Source organism: Nocardia stercoris, assembly GCF_003696265.1.
In the GTDB taxonomy this organism is placed as follows: domain Bacteria; phylum Actinomycetota; class Actinomycetes; order Mycobacteriales; family Mycobacteriaceae; genus Nocardia; species Nocardia stercoris.
Genome location: NZ_RFFH01000008.1, coordinates 179,704 through 198,543 on the forward strand (window position 1 = coordinate 179,704; position 18,840 = coordinate 198,543).

Sequence of the window (18,840 nt, forward strand, 5' to 3'; positions counted from 1 at the left end):
AACCGGCCCGCCGCCGATCGTGCCGTCTTGATTGCTCTATAGTTGCCAGGGCGGAGCCGGAGAGCGTCACTGAGCAGTGGAGGCACGATGGGCAAGCTGTCCGACGATCTGACGACGCTGAGTCGCGAAGCGTACATCTACCTGTATCCGCTGGTCACCATGCATGTGACCCGGGCACAGCAGGTCAATGCCCCCGCCGGCGGCAGTTTCGGGCCCCCGAATCGGTTCCACCACCTGCGACAGTTCCCCGACGCCGACTTTCGCGGCGTGGTCCGCCCGAACTTCGACACGCTCTACTCCTCGGCGTGGCTCGACCTGGATCGCACGCCGGTCCGAATCCGGGTACCCGACAGCGGCGGGCGGTTCTACATGCTGCCGATGCTGGACGCCTGGACCGACGTGTTCGCCAACCCGGGCAAGCGCACCACCGGTACCGGGCCGCTCGACATCGTCGTGGCCGGGCCGGGTGAGCGCGGGCCGCTGCCCGCCGGGATACCGGTGATCACGGCACCGACACCGCAGGTCTGGGTGATCGGCCGGACCCAGACCAACGGACCGCGAGACTTTGCCGCGGTCAACGCGTTCCAGGACGGCATGTCGATCGCCGAGATCCGCGAGCCCGAGCCGTTCCGCCCCGATCCCGACGTGCGCACCGACATCGAGCCGCTCCGGCAGGTCAACGGGATGGCCGCCGTCGAATTCTTCGCCACCGCCGCGACCGCGTTGGCGGTGAATCCGCCGCACGCGACCGACTTCTCGCAGCTGGCCCGGATCGCCGCGCTGGGCATCGTGCCCGGCGAGAACTTCGATGCCACCCGGTTCACCGCCGCCGAGCTGGCCGAGGTCGAGGCCGGTGCCGCCGCCGGACTCGCCGCCATCCACGCCTCGGTGCCGAAACTGGCACTGCCCGTGAACGGTTGGATGAACCTGCTCGGAACGATCGGGGTCTACGGCGACAACTATCTGACCCGGGCCGCGGTCACCCAGGTCGGGCTGGGCGCGAACCCGCCGGAGGACGCGATCTATCCGCTGCTGCTCGCCGATGCCGACGGCAACCCGATGACCGGGGACACCGACTATGTGATCCACTTCGACGCCGGCCGGCTGCCGCCGGTCGCGGCCTTCTGGTCGATCACCATGTACGACGGGGAGGGCTTCCAGATCGCCAACGAGCTGAACCGGTTCGCCATCGGTGACCGCGACGAGCTGAAGTACAACGCCGACGGTTCACTGGACATCCTGGTGAGCCGCAAGAACCCCGGGCCCGATCGCGAGGCCAACTGGCTGCCCGCGCCGACCGGGCCGATCGGGATCACCATGCGCCTCTACGCGCCGCTCGGTCCGGCGCTGGACGGCACCTGGACACCACCGCCGGTGCGCCCGCTGGCGGGGTAATCGACTGGCGTACAAGGATATTGCGCTCGGAGTGCTACCGGGCCGATGAGGCCCGCGGCTCGTCCCAGTACGCCGGCGCGGGGCCGAAGGTGTCGCGGGCGTTGGTGACCACGGCCCGGCCCAGGGCGTGATTGCCCGTGGCGCCGATGACCGCGCCGATTCCCGCGGGCAGCGCGCTGCCGAACAGCAGCAGGCCGCGACGCACCAGGAAGCGCACCGCATACTGCTTGAGCAGCGGGTTCTCGATGGAACGGATGCCGGGGACGCGGTCGCCGACCTTCGCGGCCCAGTCCTTCGCCGCATGTGCGGCGCTCTGGCCGTACATCAGTTCGGCGCCGCCGATCCCGAACACCACCTGGCTGAGCAGCAGCCGCTTGTCCCCGGGCGGCAACGGCTCGACATCGTGCAGCTGCCCGAGCGCGGTGGCGTAGAGCGCGGAAGTTTCCAGGAACAGCACCGATTCCAGCCCGGCGACCGCGAAACCCAGAATCGTCCCCACCCCGGGGACGGCGGCCACCAGACCGGCCACCGCGCCGCCCGCGGTGACCGCGACCAGGTACCGGGTCTCCAGCCCCCGCTCGATCTCGGCCGGACTGCGGTCGGGATGTTTGCGCCGCAGCCGTTCCAGGTACCTGGCCGCCAGCGGATCGCGGACGCCGGTACCACGGCGGACGACGAATTCCATCGTGTGCGCCACGGCGCGCTCGAACATCAAGACCCACCTTTCGTCTGCGCGGCCGAGCGTACTGCAGCGAGCCCACAGGATCAGGGACGGACACGGAACGGCTGCTTCGGTGCTCTACCATCCGGCTGTGGACGGATATCGCGCCGAAGACCGGATCTGGATCGACAAGCAGGAACCGGAGGTGTACGCCGCCTTGGCGGCGGTCCACACCGCGGTGCGCGCGGCCGCACACCGCGCCGGACTCGATGAACGACTCGTCGAATTGATCAACGTTCGGGTCTCGCAAATCAATGGGTGCCCGTTCTGTTTGAACCTGCACACCAAGGCCGCCCTGGTGGCCGGGGCGACCCAACAGCAACTGGATGTACTGGCCGGATGGCGGCGCACCACGCTGTTCACGGAAATCGAGGAGGCGGCCCTGGCGCTGGCGGAGACGACCACCGAGCTACCCCGCGAGGACAAGATCGACCGCGAGTATGCTCTTGCGCGGCAATACATGTCGGATAGCCAGGCGGCAACTGTCGTCTGGATCGCGACCACCATGGGTGCCTTCAATCGAGTCTCGATCATGAGCAGGCATCCGGTGCGGCCGCGGAAGGAGAAGTGAGTTTCATGACGGACCAGGCGGTCACGGCAACCGTTGCGCGAAACGACGCACAGCACCGATTCGAGGTGTGGTACGGGGACCGGCTGGCCGGATTCGCCGAATTCCGTGAGCGGGACCGTGACATCGTTTTCATCGCGACCGAGGTCGACACGGAGTTCACCGCGATCGGCCTCGGGGACGTTCTGGTCCGCGAGGCCGTCGAGGATGTGATCGAACGCGATCTGCTGGTGGTCGCCCGCTGCCCGTTCCTGAAGGGCTGGCTGGACAAGCACCCGGAGTTCGACGCCCACGTGGTGGGCAAGGGGGTGCAGCGCTGAATTCGACTCGGCGCCGAATCGAATTCAGCGCGAGGGCTATTCGCGACCCGCGGAGGTGAAGGTCATATCCGCGTACCGGTTTCCCTTCACCTGGGCCGAGATCGGTTCCAGCGCGGCCAGTTCCGCCTCGGACAGGGTCACCGTCGCGGCAGCGACATTGTCGGCGAGCCGCTGCCGGCTGCGGGTTCCCGGAATCGGGACCACGCCGAGCCCGTGCGTGCGGGCCTGGGCGTGGACCCACGCCAGCGCGACCTGGGCAGTGGTCAGGCCCCGGGCCGCCGCGATCTCGGCCAGCGGGGCGAGCAGTTCCTGATTGCGGATGGCGTTCTCGCCGGTGAACCGCGGCATGTGACCGCGGAAGTCGCCGCTGCTGAGTTGCGCGAGTTGCAGTGTGCCGGTGAGGAATCCGCGACCCAGCGGCGAGTACGGCACGAAGGTGACACCCAGTTCGGCGGCGGCGGGAACCACGCCCTGTTCCACGTCGCGGGAGAACAGGCTCCACTCCGACTGCACGGCCGCGATCGGATGTACGGCGTGCGCGGCCCGCAGTTCGGGCCCGGTCACCTCGGACAGGCCCAGCAGGCGCACCTTGCCCTGCGCCACCAGTTCCGCCATGACACCGACGGTCTCCTCGATCGGATACCGCCTGTCGAGCCGGTGCATGTAATACAGGTCGATGGTGTCGATGCCGAGCCGGCGCAGGCTGGCCTCCACGGCCTGCCGAATGTAGGCGGGGGAGTTGTCGATCCCGCGATACGCCGGGTCGTCGGCCTTGCGGACGATGCCGTATTTCGTGGCCAACACCACTGAATCACGATGTGCCCGAACGAATTCGCCGACGAATTCCTCGTTGTGCCCGCTGCCGTAGATGTCGGCGGTGTCGAACAGGGTGACGCCGAGTTCCAGGGCGCGTTCGAGGGTCGCGCGTGCCTCGGTGAGATCGGTTTCGCCGTAGAACTCGCTGATACCCATGGCGCCGTAACCCTGTGCGCCGACCCGGATGCCGCCGAGGTCGGTGGTCGGGAGAGTGTGCGTGCCGGTCATGCCGTGATCTCCTTGCGCTCGTGCCGTTTCACCGCGTCCCGCCAGTCGGGTGCCGGATCGCCCTCGTAGTTGGCGATCTTGCAGTCCAGAACGGCCACGGCTTGATTCAATTCGTCGATGCGGGAGAGGAGTTCGGTGCGAGTGCGGCGGAACATGGCCAGCCGCTGCGGAATCGTGGAATCCCCGGTACGCACCAGCTCCGCGTAGCCGACCATGTCGGTGACCGACATGCCGGTGGTGCGCAGCCGGCCGATGAGCAGCAGCCAGTCCAGATCGCGGTCGCTGAAGCGCCGGTTGCCGGTGTGGTCGCGGCTGACGTAGTCCATCAGGCCGATCCGCTCGTACCAGCGCAGCGTGTCGCGGGTCAGTCCCGATTTCTCGGCGACCTCCCCGATCGAGTACCGCGGCCGTTCGTAGGCGCCGGGGTCGCTCGCCTGATCCGCTCTCGCGTCCATCCTGTGGGCCTCCCTCTCGACGTGGTCGACGCTAGCGGGTTGGAGTGCACTCCAACCAAGAGCGGATCGGCGAGAAATGTCAGCCGCGGGCCGGCAGCTGCTGCACCGACCATTTGTTGCCGTCCGGATCGGCGAAATAGGTGAACAGACCCCAGCCCTCGTCCTTGACCGGCGTCGCCTCGACACCGGCCGCGACCAGCTGCTGATAGGCCTGTTCGGCACTGGGCACCACCATGAGCATGCCCTGCACGCTGCCGGGCGCGGCATCGGTGATCCCCTTGCCGACGGCGATCGAGCAGCCCGATCCGGGCGGCGTCAACTGCACGAAACGCACCTCGGCACTGGGGCTCTCGTCGAAGTCGGCGTGGAAGCCGACGCGGGTGTAGAACTCCTTGGCCCGGTCGACATCGGTGACCGGGAGCACGACCAACTCGATTTTCCATTCCATGGGGCCATGGTGGCATCGGGGTCCGACAAGTTCGGGTGCGAGTGTGCGGCTGTCACAGGACCGATGCGCGGCCCGCTCGCGCGGCCTACCCTGGCTGCATGGGGAAAGACATCGACCGGGTCCGTGCTAGATCGGCGCTCGAAACGGTCAAGGAGAGTCCGGTTATCGCGGCCATCGCACTGTTACCGGTGCTGGCCGTACTCGGCGTGGTGTGGTGGCTGACGAACTGGTTCGTCGCGCTTCTCGTGCTGATCGTGTTCGGCGTCGTCGTGGTCGTTCGGGGCAGGCTGCTCGGCTGAGCCGCCGGCAACGGCGTCAGCGGGGCACGTGGAAGCGCAACAGCTCCCCGGTGCCCGGTGTGGCGTCCCGCCACGGCCGGTCGAACTCGAGCACCGCCAGCGCGGAGGTCGGGTACTTGCGGCTGAGCTCCTCGGCATCGGGGGAGCTGCGGTTCGCCGCCAGCTCCCACGCCGTCCACGGGATGCCCGGCGCGTGGCCGATCAGCAGCAGCGTCTCCACCGCGTCGTCGGTCAGCTGGATCAGCTCGATCAGTGTGCGTGGCGAGGCCTCGTAGATCGACTTCTCGTACGACACCGGCGCGCTGATGCCGGTCGCGGCGAGCGTCTCCCGGGTTCGGGTGGCGGCCGAGCACAGCACCGCGTCCACCGCCGGCTGAGTGGCCCGCAGCCAGTCACCGGCCAGTCCGGCCTCCCGGACGCCGCGTTCGGCCAGCGGACGGTCGAAGTCGGCGACACCGGCCGGGTAGCCGGATTTACCGTGGCGCATCAGGATGAGGGTCGCAGCCATGGTGATCACCGTATGCCCTCCACGGGCCGCGACGGGCGATCACCGGAGCCGCGATGAGATGCGTACCACTCTCGAGGCACACTTGTGGACGGCGTCACTGGCCAACCCGGGTCATCCCCCGGTCACAGTGACCCCGTCCGCCCGTCAAAAATGGGGTGGACGGCCCCACATAAGGTTCGAGGATCGAGATATGGCCTACGTCATCACGCAGCGTTGTTGCAACGACGCCAGCTGCGTTCCCGAATGCCCTGTCGACTGCATTCGGCCCACTCCGGATCAGCGGGAGTTCGCGCAGACCGAGCAGTTGTACATCGATCCGGACACCTGCATCGACTGCGGTGCCTGTGTCGACGCGTGCCCGGTCGAGGCGATCTTCGCGGAGGAGGACCTGACCGCGTCGCTGGCTCGCTACCGCGACATGAACGCGGCGTGGTTCCAGCGGCACCCGCTGGAGGCCAATTTCGACGCGATCGCGGTACCGCCGCGCCCGAGCAAGGACCTCGGCACCCTGCGAGTCGCGATCGTGGGTGCCGGGCCCGCCGCCTGCTACGCCGCCGAGGAGCTGCTGCGCCGCGCCGACGTCGAGGTCGAGATGATCGACCGGCTGCCCACCCCGTACGGCCTGGTCCGTGCCGGTGTGGCGCCCGACCACCAGGGCACCAAGGGCGTCGCGAAGATGTTCGAGTCGGCGTTCCGCCGCGACACCCTGCAGTACTACCTCAACGTCGAGGTGGGCAAGCACATCTCGCACGACGAGCTGCTCGCCCACCACCACGCGGTGATCTACGCCGTCGGTGCCGCCACCGACCGGCATCTCGGCGTGCCCGGTGAAGACCTGCCCGGCAGCCACTCCGCCACCGAGTTCGTCGCCTGGTACAACGGCCACCCCGACTTCGCCGACCGCGAGTTCGACCTGTCCGGTGAGCGCGTGGTGCTGGTCGGCAACGGCAACGTGGCCCTGGACGTGGCCCGCGTGCTGACCACCGACCCCGACGAGCTGGCCAAGACCGACATCGCCGACCACGCGCTGGAAGCGTTGCGGCGCAGCAATGTTCGCGAGGTCGTGGTACTGGGCCGGCGTGGGCCGCTGCAGGCCGCCTATTCCTCGCCGGAGTTCCTGGCCCTCGGCTACATGAAGAACGTCGACATCGTCGTCGACCCGGCCGAACTCGACCTGGACCCGGTCAGCCAGGCCGCGCTCGACGACCCGGAGATCGAGCCGTCGGTCCAGCTGAAGTATCAGCTGGCCAAGGAGTACGCGGCCAAGGAACCGAACCCGGACCGCCGCCGGATCGTCTTCCGCTACCTGGCCTCGCCGACCGCCGTGCTCGGTGCGGGCAAGGTCGAGGCCGTCGAGATCGCCCGCAACGAACTGGTGGTCGAGAACGGCCGCGAGGTCGCCCGCAGCACCGGCGAGACCGAGACGCTGCCGACCGGCCTGATCCTGCGCTCGATCGGCTACCGCGGCACCGCCGTCGCCGACGTGCCGTTCGACGAGCAGTCCGGCACCATCCCCAACGATCAGGGCCGCGTCCTGAACGGTGCGGCACCGGTCCCGGGCGTGTACGTCAGCGGCTGGATCAAGCGTGGCCCGCGCGGCGTCATCGGCTCGAACCGGGTCGACGCGCAGGAGACGGTCGAGCAGCTGATCGCCGACTTCATCTCCGGCGCACTGACCGCCCCCACCGGCGATCGTGCCGCGCTGCAGGCTCTGCTGGCGGAGCGGCAGCCGGAACTGGTCGGCCGCGAGGGCTGGAAGTCCATCGACGCCGCCGAGCGGAGCGCGGGCAAGGCCGCGGGCCGTCCCCGGGTCAAGTTCACCTCGCTGTCGGACATGCTCAAGGCCGCACAGGACTGAGCCGGTCGCGCCTCGGGTCCGTGCATCGGATTCCGTGGCAGCGCAGCGGAACTCGCACCGCGTGCGCCGCATCGGGGCCGTGCGGTGTGCGCGGTGCCGGACAGTGCCGTCGGGGTGGGGTTCGGTAGTCGCGAACTGGATGTGCTTCCGGCTCAGTCGAACTGGCGCAGCGTCGTGCCTGTCTACTGCGGATCGCGCACTGACGCAGTCGAGTTCATAGAACGCAATAAGGAGCCGCCGACCCTGGGGTCGGCGGCTCCTCGCGTCGAGCGGCTGATGCGGTCGGGCGACGTTGTGCGCGGGCGCTGCCGGGCGGGGCGACGTTGTGCGCGGGCGCTGCCGGGCGGGGCGACGTTGTGCGCGGGCGCTGCCGGGCGGGGCGACGTTGTGCGCGGGCGCTGCCGGGTAGGGCGACGCTGTGCACGGGCGCTGCCGGGCGGGGCGACGCTGTGCACGGGCGCTGCCGGGTAGGGCGACGTTGTGCGCGGGCGCTGCCGGGTAGGGCGACGTTGTGCGCGGGCGCTGCCGGGTAGGGCGACGCTGTGCACGGGCGCTGCCGGGCGGGACGACGTTGTGCGCGGGCACTGCCGGTGCTGGGCGGGGGCCGGGCTGCCGATCAGCGGGCACGTTGTGCGCGGGCAAGGCCTGGCGGGCAACGTTGTGCGGGGTCGATGCCGAGCGGCTGATGCGCCCGGGCAATGCCGCGCCGGCAATGCTGTGCGCGGGTCGATCAGTGCGCGAGCAGGTTGATCACCAGTCCGTCCTTGGCGCACGCCGATCCCGGGCCCTGGGCGTGGCAGTCCCACCCGTCGACGGTGAACGCGTCCGACGGCGCGATCTGCGTGGCGTAGTCAGAGGCGACGGTGATCGCCTCGGTGCACCCGACCACGCCGGCCGGGGTGCTCACCGCGATCACCGTGCGGCTGCCACCGCCGGCGTCGGTGACCGGCCCGCAGTTCACGTCGGCGGGTGCCGGCGGGACCGTGGTGGTGGGCGGCGGCGGGACCGCCGGGGACGCCGGGCCGCCACCGCCCCGCAGATCGATGACGAAGCCGTCCTTGAAGCAGACGAACGGACTTTCGGTGTCGGGCTGCGGTTCGCAGGTCCAGCCGTCGACGAGGGTGGCGTCGCCGGTGTGCTGCGCGGTCGCGTACCGGGTGGCGATGGTGACGGCCTCGGTGCAGCCGACCACGCCGGAACTGGTGGCCACCGCGATGATCTGCGCGGTCTGCCCGTTGGAGGCCAGCAGCGGGCCGCAGTCGACGTCCTGGGCGCCGGCCAGCGGTTCGGTGGTGGGCACGGGGAGGATCGTGTTGTGCGTCGGAGGCGCTGCGGCGGTGGTCGTGACGGGCGGGGCCGGCGTCGCCTTCGCGGTGGTCGTGGGCGCGTGGTCGGACGAATGTCCGCAGGCAGTCAGTGCCGTGAGTACCGCCGGAACAGCCATCAGTAGTGCCAGCCGAGTCTTGTGCACGCCGAACCCTCCTGTGTGACCGACGGCGGCCGAGCGCCACCGCCCGGCACCATGCTGGCAGGGGAGGGCACACGCGGCGGTCAGCCGCGCCGGGCGGGTATCGCGGCGCGAATCAGTGCGGCAGCGGGCCGATCTTCACGATCGTCGCGACCTGGCCGTCGGCCACCAGCCACAACTGCAGCAGCGGATGGCCGCCGGCGCCCGCGGGCTCGTACCGGCTGCGCACGCTGATCTGCTGGCGGGCCAGCACGGGCGCCAGGTATTCGATGACCGCGCGGTGCGAACCGACCACCAGCTTCGGGTAGTCGATCAGGAATCCCTCGGCGATCTGCCAGTACACCGCGTTGTTGACGTGGTTGTACTGGTCGATGTCGGTGGCACGCAACGGGAACGCCACATCGCTCTCGGAGGCGGGCGGCAGCGTGTCCGACAGCCACGGCCGCCAGCGCAGCCGCTGTTCGGTCGCGGTGCGGCCCAGGTAGGCCATGCCCTCGTCGCTGATCCGGGTCGGCAGGTTGGTCGCGGCGTTGATCTTGATCCAGAACCCCTCGGTCTCGATCAGACCACCGTTGTCACTGGTCAGCCGCACCCGCATATTCGCCCAGCGGGTCGACAGCGCCGAACACCAGCGGCGCAGCTCGACCCGGTCCGGGAACGTGACCGGCCGGACCACGTCGATGACCGTCCGCCGCAGAATCCAATCCGGATCGGTATTCCGGATCGTGCTCGCGTGCGTCTCCTCGGTCGCGATGTCCTGCAGGTATCGCGCGACCGCGTCCAGCCGCAACCGGTGGTACGGGTCGACGTCGCCGGCTCTTACTGCCCACGTCGAAGTGAAGCCGATGCCTTCCGCGGTCAGCGGGGCGAGTGGCTCATCGAGTGACACTGGTGCTCCTCGCGCGGCACGGTGGTGCTGCGATCTGTGCGTTGCTTTCGGCACGACTCTACGGGTGCAAGGTCACAGCTTGATGCCCAAATGCCCGACACTCACCCGACACAGTTGCGAACAGGTCGCTACACGCCGTCGATACCGCACCGTGGACGCGCGGTACACCGCGTCGACCGCGCGGTGCCGTGTCCTACGGCGGACCGGCCGCTTACCGATCAATATCCGACGTAACCCTGGTGGTTGTTGACCGCCGCCACCCCGGGTACCGCGCCCAGCGAACCGTAATTGGCGATGGAGTACCTGGTCGCCGCGACAATGTTGTCCACCGGGTTCCAGATGTCGGTGTGGCCTGGGGCGGCGTAGGCGTTGAAGGTGCTGTCGATGGTCTGCATCAGCCCCTTGGACGGGTGACCGGCGGCCGCGTTGCTGTCCCAATTGTTGATCGCGTTCGGATTACCGCCTGACTCGTGTTCGATGATCGTCGCGATGGCGTTCTCGTCGATGGATTCCGGCGGGTAGCCCATCTCGATCAGGATCTTCTTCGCCTGCTCGATCCACTCCTTTACGTCGCCGCTCGGCGTGGTCGACGGCGGCCCGCCGCTGGTCGTGTTCGCGGTACCGACCGGACCGTGGATCTCGCCGCTACCGTGGCTGGTGGTACCACCGGTACTGCTGTTATGGCCGTTGGTGTTTCCGGTGTCGCTCGGCCACTTCGCCGCCGACCCGACCGCGGTCGGGTCACCCAGCCCCTGGTATGCCGTGTCCACCTCGGTCTTCGCCTTGTTCACCGCGTCGATCGCCGCCTGTGCGACACCGACCGCCTGCGCCAGCGCGGTGGTCAAGGTCAGCTCGTCCTGTGCGGCTGTGTGGTTCTCCTCGAGGGTCTTCTTGTCCAGGTCGGCCTGGCTGAGGTGCTGGGTGCCCCACCATGCGATTCGTTTCGCGGCGCTGACCTGAACCTTTTCTTCGTCCACTTCGAAGCCGGGGCAGTCGGCGGGGCCCGTGGCGTTGCGGGGGGTGTCCACGGCGGTCTGCACGGCGCTCTTGGCGGTGTCCAGGTTGCCGACCTGGTCGCTGAGGGCCTTGCCGAGCTTCATCAGGGCGTCGGATACCGCCGAGCCTTTGGTGCGCTCCTCCTCCATGCGCGCCCTGGCCTGCTCGCCGCCGTGGCCTTTCCAGTCGATGTCGTTCACCTTCGTGACGCCGTCGCTCAGTTTCTGATCGAGGGAGGTGTGCGCGGTGGTGACAGCGGTGCTCGCGGTGGTGAGCAGTTCCGGCTGCCAGGCCAGGACGTCGGCGACGGTCGTCATACCTGCTCTCCGATCTGCTTCAGGTCGGTGGCGAACTGATCCACGGTGAGTTGCAGGGCTTTCCCGGCCTGCTCGATCGAATCCGCGATGGCGGTGTAGCGGGCCCCCATCCGCTTCATCGCCTGGTCGACCGAGGTGTCCGCCGCAGTGCAGGTGGCGTTCCAGTCGGTGCCTGGCAGTGCGCCCGCGGCCGCCGCGAGATCGGGTTTCAGGCCGATGATCGCCGTTGCCTCCGAACGCAAGTCGTCGCCGAAGGTCTGCAGTGCGTGCAGGTCGATGCTGAAACTGCCGTTGTCGTCACCCATTTGAGTCCCCCTCGTGTGGTCGGCTCGCCCAGCGTAACCAACGACAGCGGTCCGTGGACAGCGGTCGTTGCGCCCGGCTAGTTTCGACTCCAGGCTCAGCGACGAGGAGGTAGGCAGTGCGCGCTGCACAGGTGAGTAGGCTCGACGGCCCCGACGCGATCGAAATCGTCGATATTCCGGAGCCGGCGGCCTTCCCCGGTGGCGTCGTCATCGACGTCCACGCGGCCGGGATCGCGTTCCCCGACGTGTTGATGACGCAGGGGCTGTATCAGATGAAGCCTCAGCTGCCGTTCGTCGTCGGCTGTGAGGTGGCGGGGGTGGTGCGGGAGGCGCCGGAGGGCGCGCATGTGCGGGCGGGTGACCGGGTCGCCGCGCTCACGCTGCTCGGCAATGCCGCGGCCGAGGTGGCCGTGACCCCGGTCGAGATGGTGTTCCCGCTGCCCGACACGGTGTCGATGGAGGCGGGTGCGGGTGTCATCTTCAACGACCTCACCGTGCACTTCTGCCTGCGTAAGCGCGGGCGGCTGGCCGACGGTGAGACCGTGCTGGTGCACGGCGCGGCCGGCGGTATCGGCACGTCGACGCTGCGGATGGCGGTGGCGCTGGGTGCGGGCCGGGTGATCGCGGTGGTCAGCACCGAGGAGAAGGCGCAGGTGGCGCGGGCCAACGGTGCCACCGATGTGGTGCTGGTCGACGGGTGGCTCGCGGCGGTGAAGGAACTGACCGGTGGGCGCGGTGTCGACATCGTCCTCGACCCGGTCGGCGGCGATCGCTTCACCGACAGCATTCGCTGCCTGGCCCAGGGCGGCCGCCTGCTGGTCGTCGGCTTCACCGCCGGCGAGATCCCGACCGTGAAAGTCAACCGCCTGCTGCTCAACAATGTCGAGGTTGTCGGTGCGGCCTGGGGCGAGTACGCCATGACCAATCCCGGCTACCTGCAACAACAGTGGGCCGAAGTCGGGCCGCTGCTCGCCGCCGGCAAGATCGCGCCGCCGCAGCCGGTCCTGTTCCCGCTCGCGGAGACCGCCGCCGCGGTGGGTGCACTGGCCGATCGGACCGCGACCGGCAAGGTGGTCGTCACCGTCCGCTGAGGTTCCGGGCGCCACGCCGATTCCGCGGGAATAGCCGTGGCGCCCAGGGCCTTACCGCTGTACATGGATTCGCCCGTGGAACAGCAGACCCTGCACCCGCTCCTGCGAGCCCGCTACAGTCCGGCCGGATTCGATCCGGACCACGAGGTGACCGTGGACGAGATCGACCTGCTGCTGGAAGCGGCGCGCTGGGCGCCCTCGGCCGGGAACTCCCAGCCGTGGGCGTTCGTCCCCGCCCGCCGTGGCGACCCGATCCACCCGACGATCACCCGGCATCTCGCCCGCAGTTCCCGGGCGTGGGCCGCCGACGCGTCGGCGCTGATCGTGAATCTCACCCGCCGGTTCGTCGACGACACCGATCTGCCGTACTCGGATTTCGCCGACTACGACCTGGGCCAGGCGGTCGCCCACCTGACCATCCAGGCGCAGGCGATGGACCTGGCCTGCCACCAGTTCCGCGCCTTCGATCTGGCGGCACTGAGCGCCGACCTGGCGCCGGCCCCGGGCTGGCACATCGTGTCGATGACCGCGATCGGCCGCCCGGCAGGTCCGCTGGCCACCGAGCGGGGCCGGCGCAGTGTCGCGGACCTGCGGCGAGACGCCTTCGCGCCGAACTGAATTCAGTCCAGTTCCTGGATCCGGATCTGGTTGCCGGCCGGGTCGCGGAAGGCGCAGTCGCGCATCCCGTACGGGTGCACGGTCGGCTCCTGCAGGACCTCGGTGCCGGCGGCCTGCACCTTGTCGAACACGGTGTCGAGGTCGCGGGTGGCCAGCACGATGCGGCCGTAGTTGCCCTTCTCCATCATCTCGACGATGGTGGCCCGCTCCTCGTCGGTGGTACCGGGTTCGACGGCCGGCGGGTGCAGCACGATGGAGACGTCGGACTGGTCGGGGGATCCGACGGTGATCCAGCGCATCCGGCCGTCACCGACGTCCTTGCGGACCTCGAAGCCGAGTACGTCGCGGTAGAAGGCCAGGGAGGCGTCGGCGTCGGAGTGCGGGAGGAAGGTCCAGTTGATGATGATGTCCATGTCATCGACGGTAGGAGCCGGTGCGGCCGGGATGCTTCTCGATTCCTGACCGGTTCGCGCGGCGGCCGGGATGTCGGTGGGCCGCGCTAGCGTGGCGGAGTGGAGCTCTCCGACCGGATTCTCAATCGCACGCTGCTCGACCGGCATCACCTGCTGGAGCGGATGCGTTTCGACGCGGCGCGGATCTGCGACGAGCTGGTCGGCCTGCAGGCGCAGGACACGATGCCGCCGTTCGTCGGATTATGGAGCCGCACAGTGGATTTCGATCCGACGCAGCTGGACCGGGCGTTGCACGAGCGATCCCTGGTGCGAATCACGGTGATGCGCGGCACGATTCACTTGGTGACGCCGGCCGACGCGGTGCGGATCGTGCCGCACATCCAGCCCGAGCTGGAGAAGGCGCCGTTCCGCAAGGGATTCAACTACGGCGCGATGGTGGGACTCGACCCGGAGGAGGTCCGCGCCCGCGGGCAGAAAGCGCTGGGCGACGAGCCGATGCCGGCCGCCGCGCTGCGCGAGATCGCCGCGCGCGAATACCCGGACCGCGACGCCGGTGCCGTGCTGCAGACCTGGCTCTATCAGCTGCCGGTGCTGCAGACCCCGCCGCGCGGCCTGTGGAAGAACAACAGCCGCCCGGTGTGGTCCCGGATCGAGCCCTGGCTGGGCATCCCGCTCGATCACACCTACCCGGCCGCGGAACTGGTGCTGCGCTACCTGCGCGCCTACGGCCCGGCGAGTTCCATGGACGTGCAGGCTTGGTCCCGGCTCACCGGCATCAAGAAGGCGCTCGATACGCTCGGCGACCGCGTCCGCACCTACACCGACGCGCGGGGTCGCACCCTCTACGACGCCGCCGACGCGGTCCTGGCCGACCCGGACCGGCCCGCTCCGGCGCGCTTCCTCGGCTGGTACGACAACGTGTACCTCTCGCACGCCGACCGCAGCCGGATCATCCCAGGCGGGCGCCCACTAGTGTTGCGGCACATGGCATCCCAGGTGTCACCGCTGTTGGTGGACGGTTTCGTGGCGGGCCGGTACAAGGTGTTCACGGACAAGACCGCCGCTCGGCTGCGGGTGCTGCCCGATCGCCTGTACACCTCCGCCGAGACGGCCGAGGTCGAAGCGGAAGGCGCCGCGCTGCTGCGCTTCCTGGAACCGGATCTCCGGCATGCGGTCGAAATCCTCGCGCCCGGAGCAACATTGCAGCCCTGAGCCGGATCAGGCAGCGGGCACCGGCGGCAGCGGGGACAGGGTCGGGGTGGGGATCGGCGGCAGCGGATCCAGGACCACGCAGGTGCCGGTCTGCGGCAGGTAGACCAGATGCGGGGAGCCGCACAGCAGGTAGCCGAGGAAGCTGTCGGTTGAGCTGCCCGTCGAGCCGGAGAGCGCACCGGCCGAACCGGATGCGCTCCCGGCGGGAACGGGCACGGGCGGCAGCGTGGTCTGTGCGGCAGTGACGGGAGTTGTCGTGGCACCGACGGCTCCGGCGCCGGCGGTGAGCGCGCCGGCGACGGTGACCACGCCTGCGAGCAGGCGGGCGGGTTTCGAGTCGAACATGCGCGCACCGTAGTGCCACCCGATCTCGGGGCGGAGCGCATTCGCCGGACCGGTCCGCTGTTCGAGACACGCACTGGCCAGCCTTGTGCAGAAATGCTTGGGCTACAAGGGTATTCGTGACAATCGGCACCGAGGCCGCGGCGCTCAGCGCTCCGGATGCCGGTACGCGGGCGCTTTGCTGGTCCCGGTGGGTGTGCGGGTGCTCAGCAGCGGCAGGGTGCGGGGCGCGACCACGGTGGACAGCACGATCACACTGTGTGACCGGACCACCGCCGGGCTGCGGTCGATACTGAGCAGGACCTCCTGCAGCCCGCTGTGCGAGTCGGCGCCGATGCGGCACAGGACGTCCTGTGAGCCGGTGGTGGCGTAGGCCTCGATGACGCTGGGGATCGCGGTCAGGTCGGCGGTCACGGCGTCGAGCGCGCCCTGGGCGATCTCCAGGGTGACGAACGCCTGCACGTCGAATCCGGCGGCGGTCACGTCGAGCTGCGGGTCGTAGGAGGCGATCACCCCGGATTCCTCCATGCGGTTGATCCGGGACTGCACGGTGGCGCGGGCGACGCGGGTGCGGCGGGAGAGTTCGAGGATGCCGGCCTTCTGGTAGCGGTGCATGGCGTCGAGGATCGCCAGGTCCAGTTCGTCCAGTTTCGCGTCGGTGGGTGCCATGGGGCGCCTCCTGGTCCTCCGGCCGGGCTTCCGCTGCTCCAGCTATACGAATTGTCCAGCATCGAGCGGTCGGTGATGGTGAAATCGGCCAGGATGTCCACAGAAATCCCCGGAGATTGCCAAGCGGGGTGAATCGTCGGTTACTTGAGCCATGACCGCCGATCAGCTGCCGCCCGCGCGCCGCGCGCTCGTCCCGGATCAACCGCGTACCAGCTCTGCCCCGGTCGCCCGGCGGGGCAGCGCGGTACCGGTGGACGGCGCGCCGCAGCGCTCCCTGCCGCGGACGCCCGGCCGCCGACGCGCGCGGACCCGCCCGCCGGCCGCCGCGGGGTTCGCCGGTGCCGCGTCCGTGGGTGTCGACGAACCCACGGACGCGACGCTGCGGCAGCTGGTCGGTCTGGTCGACTACGACGCTGCCGCGGACCCGTTCCCGGTACTGGGTTGGGACGCGGTGGTGTGGATCGTCGGCAACGCCACCCTGTTCGCGCACTATCTGGAATCGGCGTTCGGTATGCGGCTGGTCGCCTACTCCGGACCCGAGACCGGCAACCGCGACCACAAGTCCTTCGTAATGCGCAGCGGTGGAGCATGTTTCGTGGTCACCGGCGCGGTCGACCCGGACAGTCCGCTGGTGGCGCACCACGATCGGCACGGCGACGGCGTCGCCGATATCGCGCTGCAGGTACCCGACGTCGACAAGTGCGTCGACCGGGCGCGGGCGCAGGGCGCCACCATCCTGGTCGAACCACACGACAGCACAGACGATTTCGGCACCGTCCGCAGCGCGGCGATCGCCACCTACGGCGACACCCGGCACACCCTGGTCGACCGTTCCCGGTACGCGGGACCGTATCTGCCCGGCTTCGTCGCCCGCACATCCGGCTATCAGCCGCGCGCCGACGCGCCGCCGCGGCTGTTCCAGGCCATCGACCACGTGGTGGGCAACGTGGAGCTGGGCCGGATGGACGAATGGGTCGAGTTCTACCGGCGGGTCATGGGTTTCACGAATCTGGCCGAATTCGTCGGCGACGACATCGCGACCGAGTACTCGGCTCTGATGAGCAAGGTCGTGGCCAACGGGAACCATCGGGTCAAGTTCCCGCTCAACGAACCGGCCTTGGGCCGCAAGCGATCCCAGATCGACGAGTACCTGGAGTTCTATCGCGGCCCGGGCGTGCAGCACATCGCCCTGGCCACCGGCGACATCCTGGCCACCGTCGACGCGCTGCGCCGCGAAGGCGTCGAATTCCTCGCCACCCCGGCCGCCTACTACGACGATCCCGAACTGCGCGCCCGCATCGGTCGGGTCCGCGTGCCGATCGAAGACCTGCGCTCCCGCGGCATCCTGGTCGACCGCGACGAGGACGGCTATCTGCTGCAGATCTTCTGCCGCCCGCTCACCGACCGGCCCACGGTGTTCTTCGAGCTCATCGAACGACACGGTTCACTGGGCTTCGGGAAGGGGAACTTCAAGGCCCTGTTCCAGGCGATCGAGCGCGAACAGGACGCTCGCGGCAATCTGTGAGCCCTGCGCCGCGAGCCGGTGACGCCCGCGAATCGTAGGTAGAGTGCCAGGCATGCGATTGATGGCGGCGATCGTCTCGGGGACGGCAGTCGTCGTGCTGTCGGCGGGGTGCGGGTCGCAGGGATCCACCGACAATCAGCCGGCGGTGAAGCCGCCGCTGAAGGTCGCGACGCTGGGCCCGTTCGTCGGCGAGTGCGGGCACGTGACCGACGACGAGGTGAAGACGGTGGGCGGCCTGGGCGCGATCACCGGTTCGTTCAAGAACTCGGTGGGCTGCAACTGGTCCGGTGGCGGCCTCGACGGGCCGACCGTGACCTTCGCCTCCTACCGCGGCAGCCCGATCGGCCGGGAGAAGGCCTGGGTCACCTCGGAGGGCCGCAATCCGGAGAACATCGAGGTCGCCGGCAAGCCGGGCTTCAAGGACGCCAGCGAGAACGGCATGGTGTGCGACCTGGCCGTGCAGCTCGGCGACGACTTCTTCGAATGGTCGACCTCGGCGGGCATCTTCGGTGCCGCCCACGCCGACCCGTGCGCGCGCAACCTGGCCCTGGCCACACTCACGGTGCAGCGGTTGCAGTGAGCGAACGAAGTGAGCGAATCATGTGGCCAGCGCGCCTCGCGCATCGCGGAGCCGAGCGTCAGCGAGGCGTAGCGATGAGCGAACGAGAGGGGAGCCAGGTGACGGCACACGGCACGCCGGCCCGGCCGGGTGGTGCGCGCGGGCGGCTGCGACCGGCCCTGTTGTTGGCGGTGGCCGCGGTGCTCGCGGTCACGGTGTCCGGCTGCGGCAAGACGGTGCAGGGCACCGCGCTGCCCGCCGGCGGCAGCGGCGGCACCTCGATGGACTTCGACAAACTGCTGCACGAGTGCGAGGTGGTGCAGGAGGCCGAGATGGTCAAGGCCGTCGGCGCCCAGGCCGTGCAGGGCGAGTTCAACGGCGCGGTATGCATGTGGGACCTGGAAGGGGTACCGGGCGGCGACGGCATGGCCACGCTCAACTGGTACGAGATGGGCTCGCTGACCATCGAGAAGCAGAACAACGAACGGCTGGGCTACACCACCTCCGACACAACCGTGCAGGGCCGGCGGTCGCTGCAGGTGCGCCGGCCCAACGATCCGACATCCTGCGGGATCATGGCGCCGGCCCCCGACACGGGCATCATCGGCTGGTGGGTGAACTACAGCCCGGGCGGCCCGGACCCGTGCGCGGCGGCGACGAAACTGGCCGAACTGACGCTGAACCTGTCGCGCTGAGGGGTCGCGCGGGACGGCGGTCACCAGGGCGGATTCGGGGTCGACGGCACCCCGTTTTTGCCCCGGTTCGGGCGTGCGGGTATCGTGGATCGCTGTGCCCGGAAGCTGTCGGGCAGCTCGTGTGC

General features: G+C 69.3%; 23 protein-coding genes. 11 read left to right on the forward strand and 12 right to left on the reverse strand.

The genetic code is table 11. The features are described from left to right. Positions 1–87 precede the first annotated feature (87 nt). The gene (locus EBN03_RS20075; protein ID WP_122189594.1) at positions 88–1,395 is read left to right on the forward strand and encodes a DUF1254 domain-containing protein; all 1,308 of its coding nucleotides are present in this window, start codon (positions 88–90) and stop codon (positions 1,393–1,395) included. A 34-nt stretch (positions 1,396–1,429) separates the two neighbouring features. On the opposite strand, the gene EBN03_RS20080 is transcribed toward EBN03_RS20075, so the two are convergent. Further along, entirely contained in the window at positions 1,430–2,107 is a 678-nt protein-coding gene (locus EBN03_RS20080) for a hypothetical protein (RefSeq protein WP_122189595.1), read from the reverse strand. 100 nt (positions 2,108–2,207) lie between these two features. Here EBN03_RS20080 and EBN03_RS20085 point away from each other — a divergent pair, with 100 nt between their 5' ends. Both EBN03_RS20085 and EBN03_RS20090 read left to right on the forward strand, forming a co-directional pair. Then, the gene (locus tag EBN03_RS20085; protein WP_122189596.1) at positions 2,208–2,687 is read left to right on the forward strand and encodes a carboxymuconolactone decarboxylase family protein; all 480 of its coding nucleotides are present in this window, start codon (positions 2,208–2,210) and stop codon (positions 2,685–2,687) included. Between the two features lie 5 nt (positions 2,688–2,692). Next, complete coding sequence (locus tag EBN03_RS20090; RefSeq protein ID WP_122189717.1) at positions 2,693–3,004, forward strand: GNAT family N-acetyltransferase; 312 nt, start codon at positions 2,693–2,695, stop codon at positions 3,002–3,004. 36 nt (positions 3,005–3,040) lie between these two features. Here the strand turns inward: EBN03_RS20090 and EBN03_RS20095 are convergent, their stop codons facing one another. The 3 genes from EBN03_RS20095 to EBN03_RS20105 form a co-directional block, all read right to left on the reverse strand. Next, positions 3,041–4,048, reverse strand: coding sequence for an aldo/keto reductase (locus EBN03_RS20095; protein WP_122189597.1), 1,008 nt, complete (start codon positions 4,046–4,048; stop codon positions 3,041–3,043). Further along, entirely contained in the window at positions 4,045–4,503 is a 459-nt protein-coding gene (locus EBN03_RS20100; RefSeq protein ID WP_122189598.1) for a MerR family transcriptional regulator, read from the reverse strand. Before EBN03_RS20100 ends, EBN03_RS20095 begins: the two co-directional genes overlap by 4 nt. A gap of 79 nt (positions 4,504–4,582) precedes the next feature. Continuing rightward, entirely contained in the window at positions 4,583–4,951 is a 369-nt protein-coding gene (locus EBN03_RS20105; RefSeq protein ID WP_122189599.1) for a VOC family protein, read from the reverse strand. A 98-nt stretch (positions 4,952–5,049) separates the two neighbouring features. Between EBN03_RS20105 and EBN03_RS20110 the strand changes: the two genes are divergently transcribed. After that, positions 5,050–5,250 (forward strand): hypothetical protein, encoded by a 201-nt coding sequence (locus EBN03_RS20110; RefSeq protein ID WP_122189600.1) that lies wholly within the window; start codon positions 5,050–5,052, stop codon positions 5,248–5,250. A 16-nt stretch (positions 5,251–5,266) separates the two neighbouring features. On the opposite strand, the gene EBN03_RS20115 is transcribed toward EBN03_RS20110, so the two are convergent. Then, entirely contained in the window at positions 5,267–5,758 is a 492-nt protein-coding gene (locus tag EBN03_RS20115) for a SixA phosphatase family protein (RefSeq protein WP_122189718.1), read from the reverse strand. A gap of 190 nt (positions 5,759–5,948) precedes the next feature. Between EBN03_RS20115 and EBN03_RS20120 the strand changes: the two genes are divergently transcribed. Beyond that, positions 5,949–7,616, forward strand: coding sequence for an FAD-dependent oxidoreductase (locus EBN03_RS20120; RefSeq protein WP_122189601.1), 1,668 nt, complete (start codon positions 5,949–5,951; stop codon positions 7,614–7,616). A 730-nt stretch (positions 7,617–8,346) separates the two neighbouring features. On the opposite strand, the gene EBN03_RS20125 is transcribed toward EBN03_RS20120, so the two are convergent. The 4 genes from EBN03_RS20125 to EBN03_RS20140 form a co-directional block, all read right to left on the reverse strand. After that, positions 8,347–9,087: a hypothetical protein gene (locus tag EBN03_RS20125; RefSeq protein ID WP_122189602.1), complete on the reverse strand. Its 741-nt coding sequence runs from the start codon at positions 9,085–9,087 to the stop codon at positions 8,347–8,349. A 112-nt stretch (positions 9,088–9,199) separates the two neighbouring features. Continuing rightward, on the reverse strand, positions 9,200–9,973 hold the full coding sequence (locus EBN03_RS20130) for an acyl-[acyl-carrier-protein] thioesterase (RefSeq protein WP_199742890.1): 774 nt from the start codon (positions 9,971–9,973) through the stop codon (positions 9,200–9,202). Between the two features lie 218 nt (positions 9,974–10,191). Continuing rightward, the gene (locus EBN03_RS20135; protein ID WP_122189603.1) at positions 10,192–11,286 is read right to left on the reverse strand and encodes a lytic transglycosylase domain-containing protein; all 1,095 of its coding nucleotides are present in this window, start codon (positions 11,284–11,286) and stop codon (positions 10,192–10,194) included. After that, the gene (locus tag EBN03_RS20140; RefSeq protein WP_122189604.1) at positions 11,283–11,591 is read right to left on the reverse strand and encodes a hypothetical protein; all 309 of its coding nucleotides are present in this window, start codon (positions 11,589–11,591) and stop codon (positions 11,283–11,285) included. The genes EBN03_RS20135 and EBN03_RS20140 overlap by 4 nt, the downstream gene beginning before the upstream one ends. A 116-nt stretch (positions 11,592–11,707) precedes the next feature. On the opposite strand from EBN03_RS20140, the gene EBN03_RS20145 reads away from it, so the two are divergent. After that, positions 11,708–12,682, forward strand: a complete 975-nt coding sequence (locus EBN03_RS20145; protein WP_122189605.1) for an NADPH:quinone oxidoreductase family protein — start codon at positions 11,708–11,710, stop codon at positions 12,680–12,682. Positions 12,683–12,757: 75 nt separating this feature from the next. Beyond that, a complete protein-coding gene (locus EBN03_RS20150) occupies positions 12,758–13,300 on the forward strand; it encodes a nitroreductase family protein (RefSeq protein ID WP_233608477.1) in 543 nt (180 codons plus the stop codon). A gap of 2 nt (positions 13,301–13,302) precedes the next feature. Here EBN03_RS20150 and EBN03_RS20155 read toward each other — a convergent pair whose 3' ends face one another. After that, the gene (locus tag EBN03_RS20155; protein WP_122189607.1) at positions 13,303–13,713 is read right to left on the reverse strand and encodes a VOC family protein; all 411 of its coding nucleotides are present in this window, start codon (positions 13,711–13,713) and stop codon (positions 13,303–13,305) included. Between the two features lie 99 nt (positions 13,714–13,812). Between EBN03_RS20155 and EBN03_RS20160 the strand changes: the two genes are divergently transcribed. Beyond that, positions 13,813–14,925, forward strand: a complete 1,113-nt coding sequence (locus EBN03_RS20160; RefSeq protein WP_122189608.1) for a winged helix DNA-binding domain-containing protein — start codon at positions 13,813–13,815, stop codon at positions 14,923–14,925. 6 nt (positions 14,926–14,931) lie between these two features. On the opposite strand, the gene EBN03_RS20165 is transcribed toward EBN03_RS20160, so the two are convergent. Beyond that, positions 14,932–15,270 (reverse strand): hypothetical protein, encoded by a 339-nt coding sequence (locus EBN03_RS20165; protein WP_122189609.1) that lies wholly within the window; start codon positions 15,268–15,270, stop codon positions 14,932–14,934. 144 nt (positions 15,271–15,414) lie between these two features. Then, positions 15,415–15,936: an Lrp/AsnC family transcriptional regulator gene (locus EBN03_RS20170; protein ID WP_122189610.1), complete on the reverse strand. Its 522-nt coding sequence runs from the start codon at positions 15,934–15,936 to the stop codon at positions 15,415–15,417. Positions 15,937–16,087: 151 nt separating this feature from the next. Here EBN03_RS20170 and hppD point away from each other — a divergent pair, with 151 nt between their 5' ends. The 3 genes from hppD (at position 16,088) to EBN03_RS20185 (ending at position 18,715) form a co-directional block, all read left to right on the forward strand. After that, on the forward strand, positions 16,088–17,461 hold the full coding sequence (gene hppD, locus EBN03_RS20175) for a 4-hydroxyphenylpyruvate dioxygenase (RefSeq protein WP_233608478.1): 1,374 nt from the start codon (positions 16,088–16,090) through the stop codon (positions 17,459–17,461). Between the two features lie 52 nt (positions 17,462–17,513). Beyond that, positions 17,514–18,041, forward strand: a complete 528-nt coding sequence (locus tag EBN03_RS20180; RefSeq protein WP_122189611.1) for a DUF3558 domain-containing protein — start codon at positions 17,514–17,516, stop codon at positions 18,039–18,041. Between the two features lie 74 nt (positions 18,042–18,115). Then, a complete protein-coding gene (locus EBN03_RS20185; protein ID WP_122189612.1) occupies positions 18,116–18,715 on the forward strand; it encodes a DUF3558 domain-containing protein in 600 nt (199 codons plus the stop codon). The last annotated feature ends 125 nt before the right edge of the window (positions 18,716–18,840 follow it).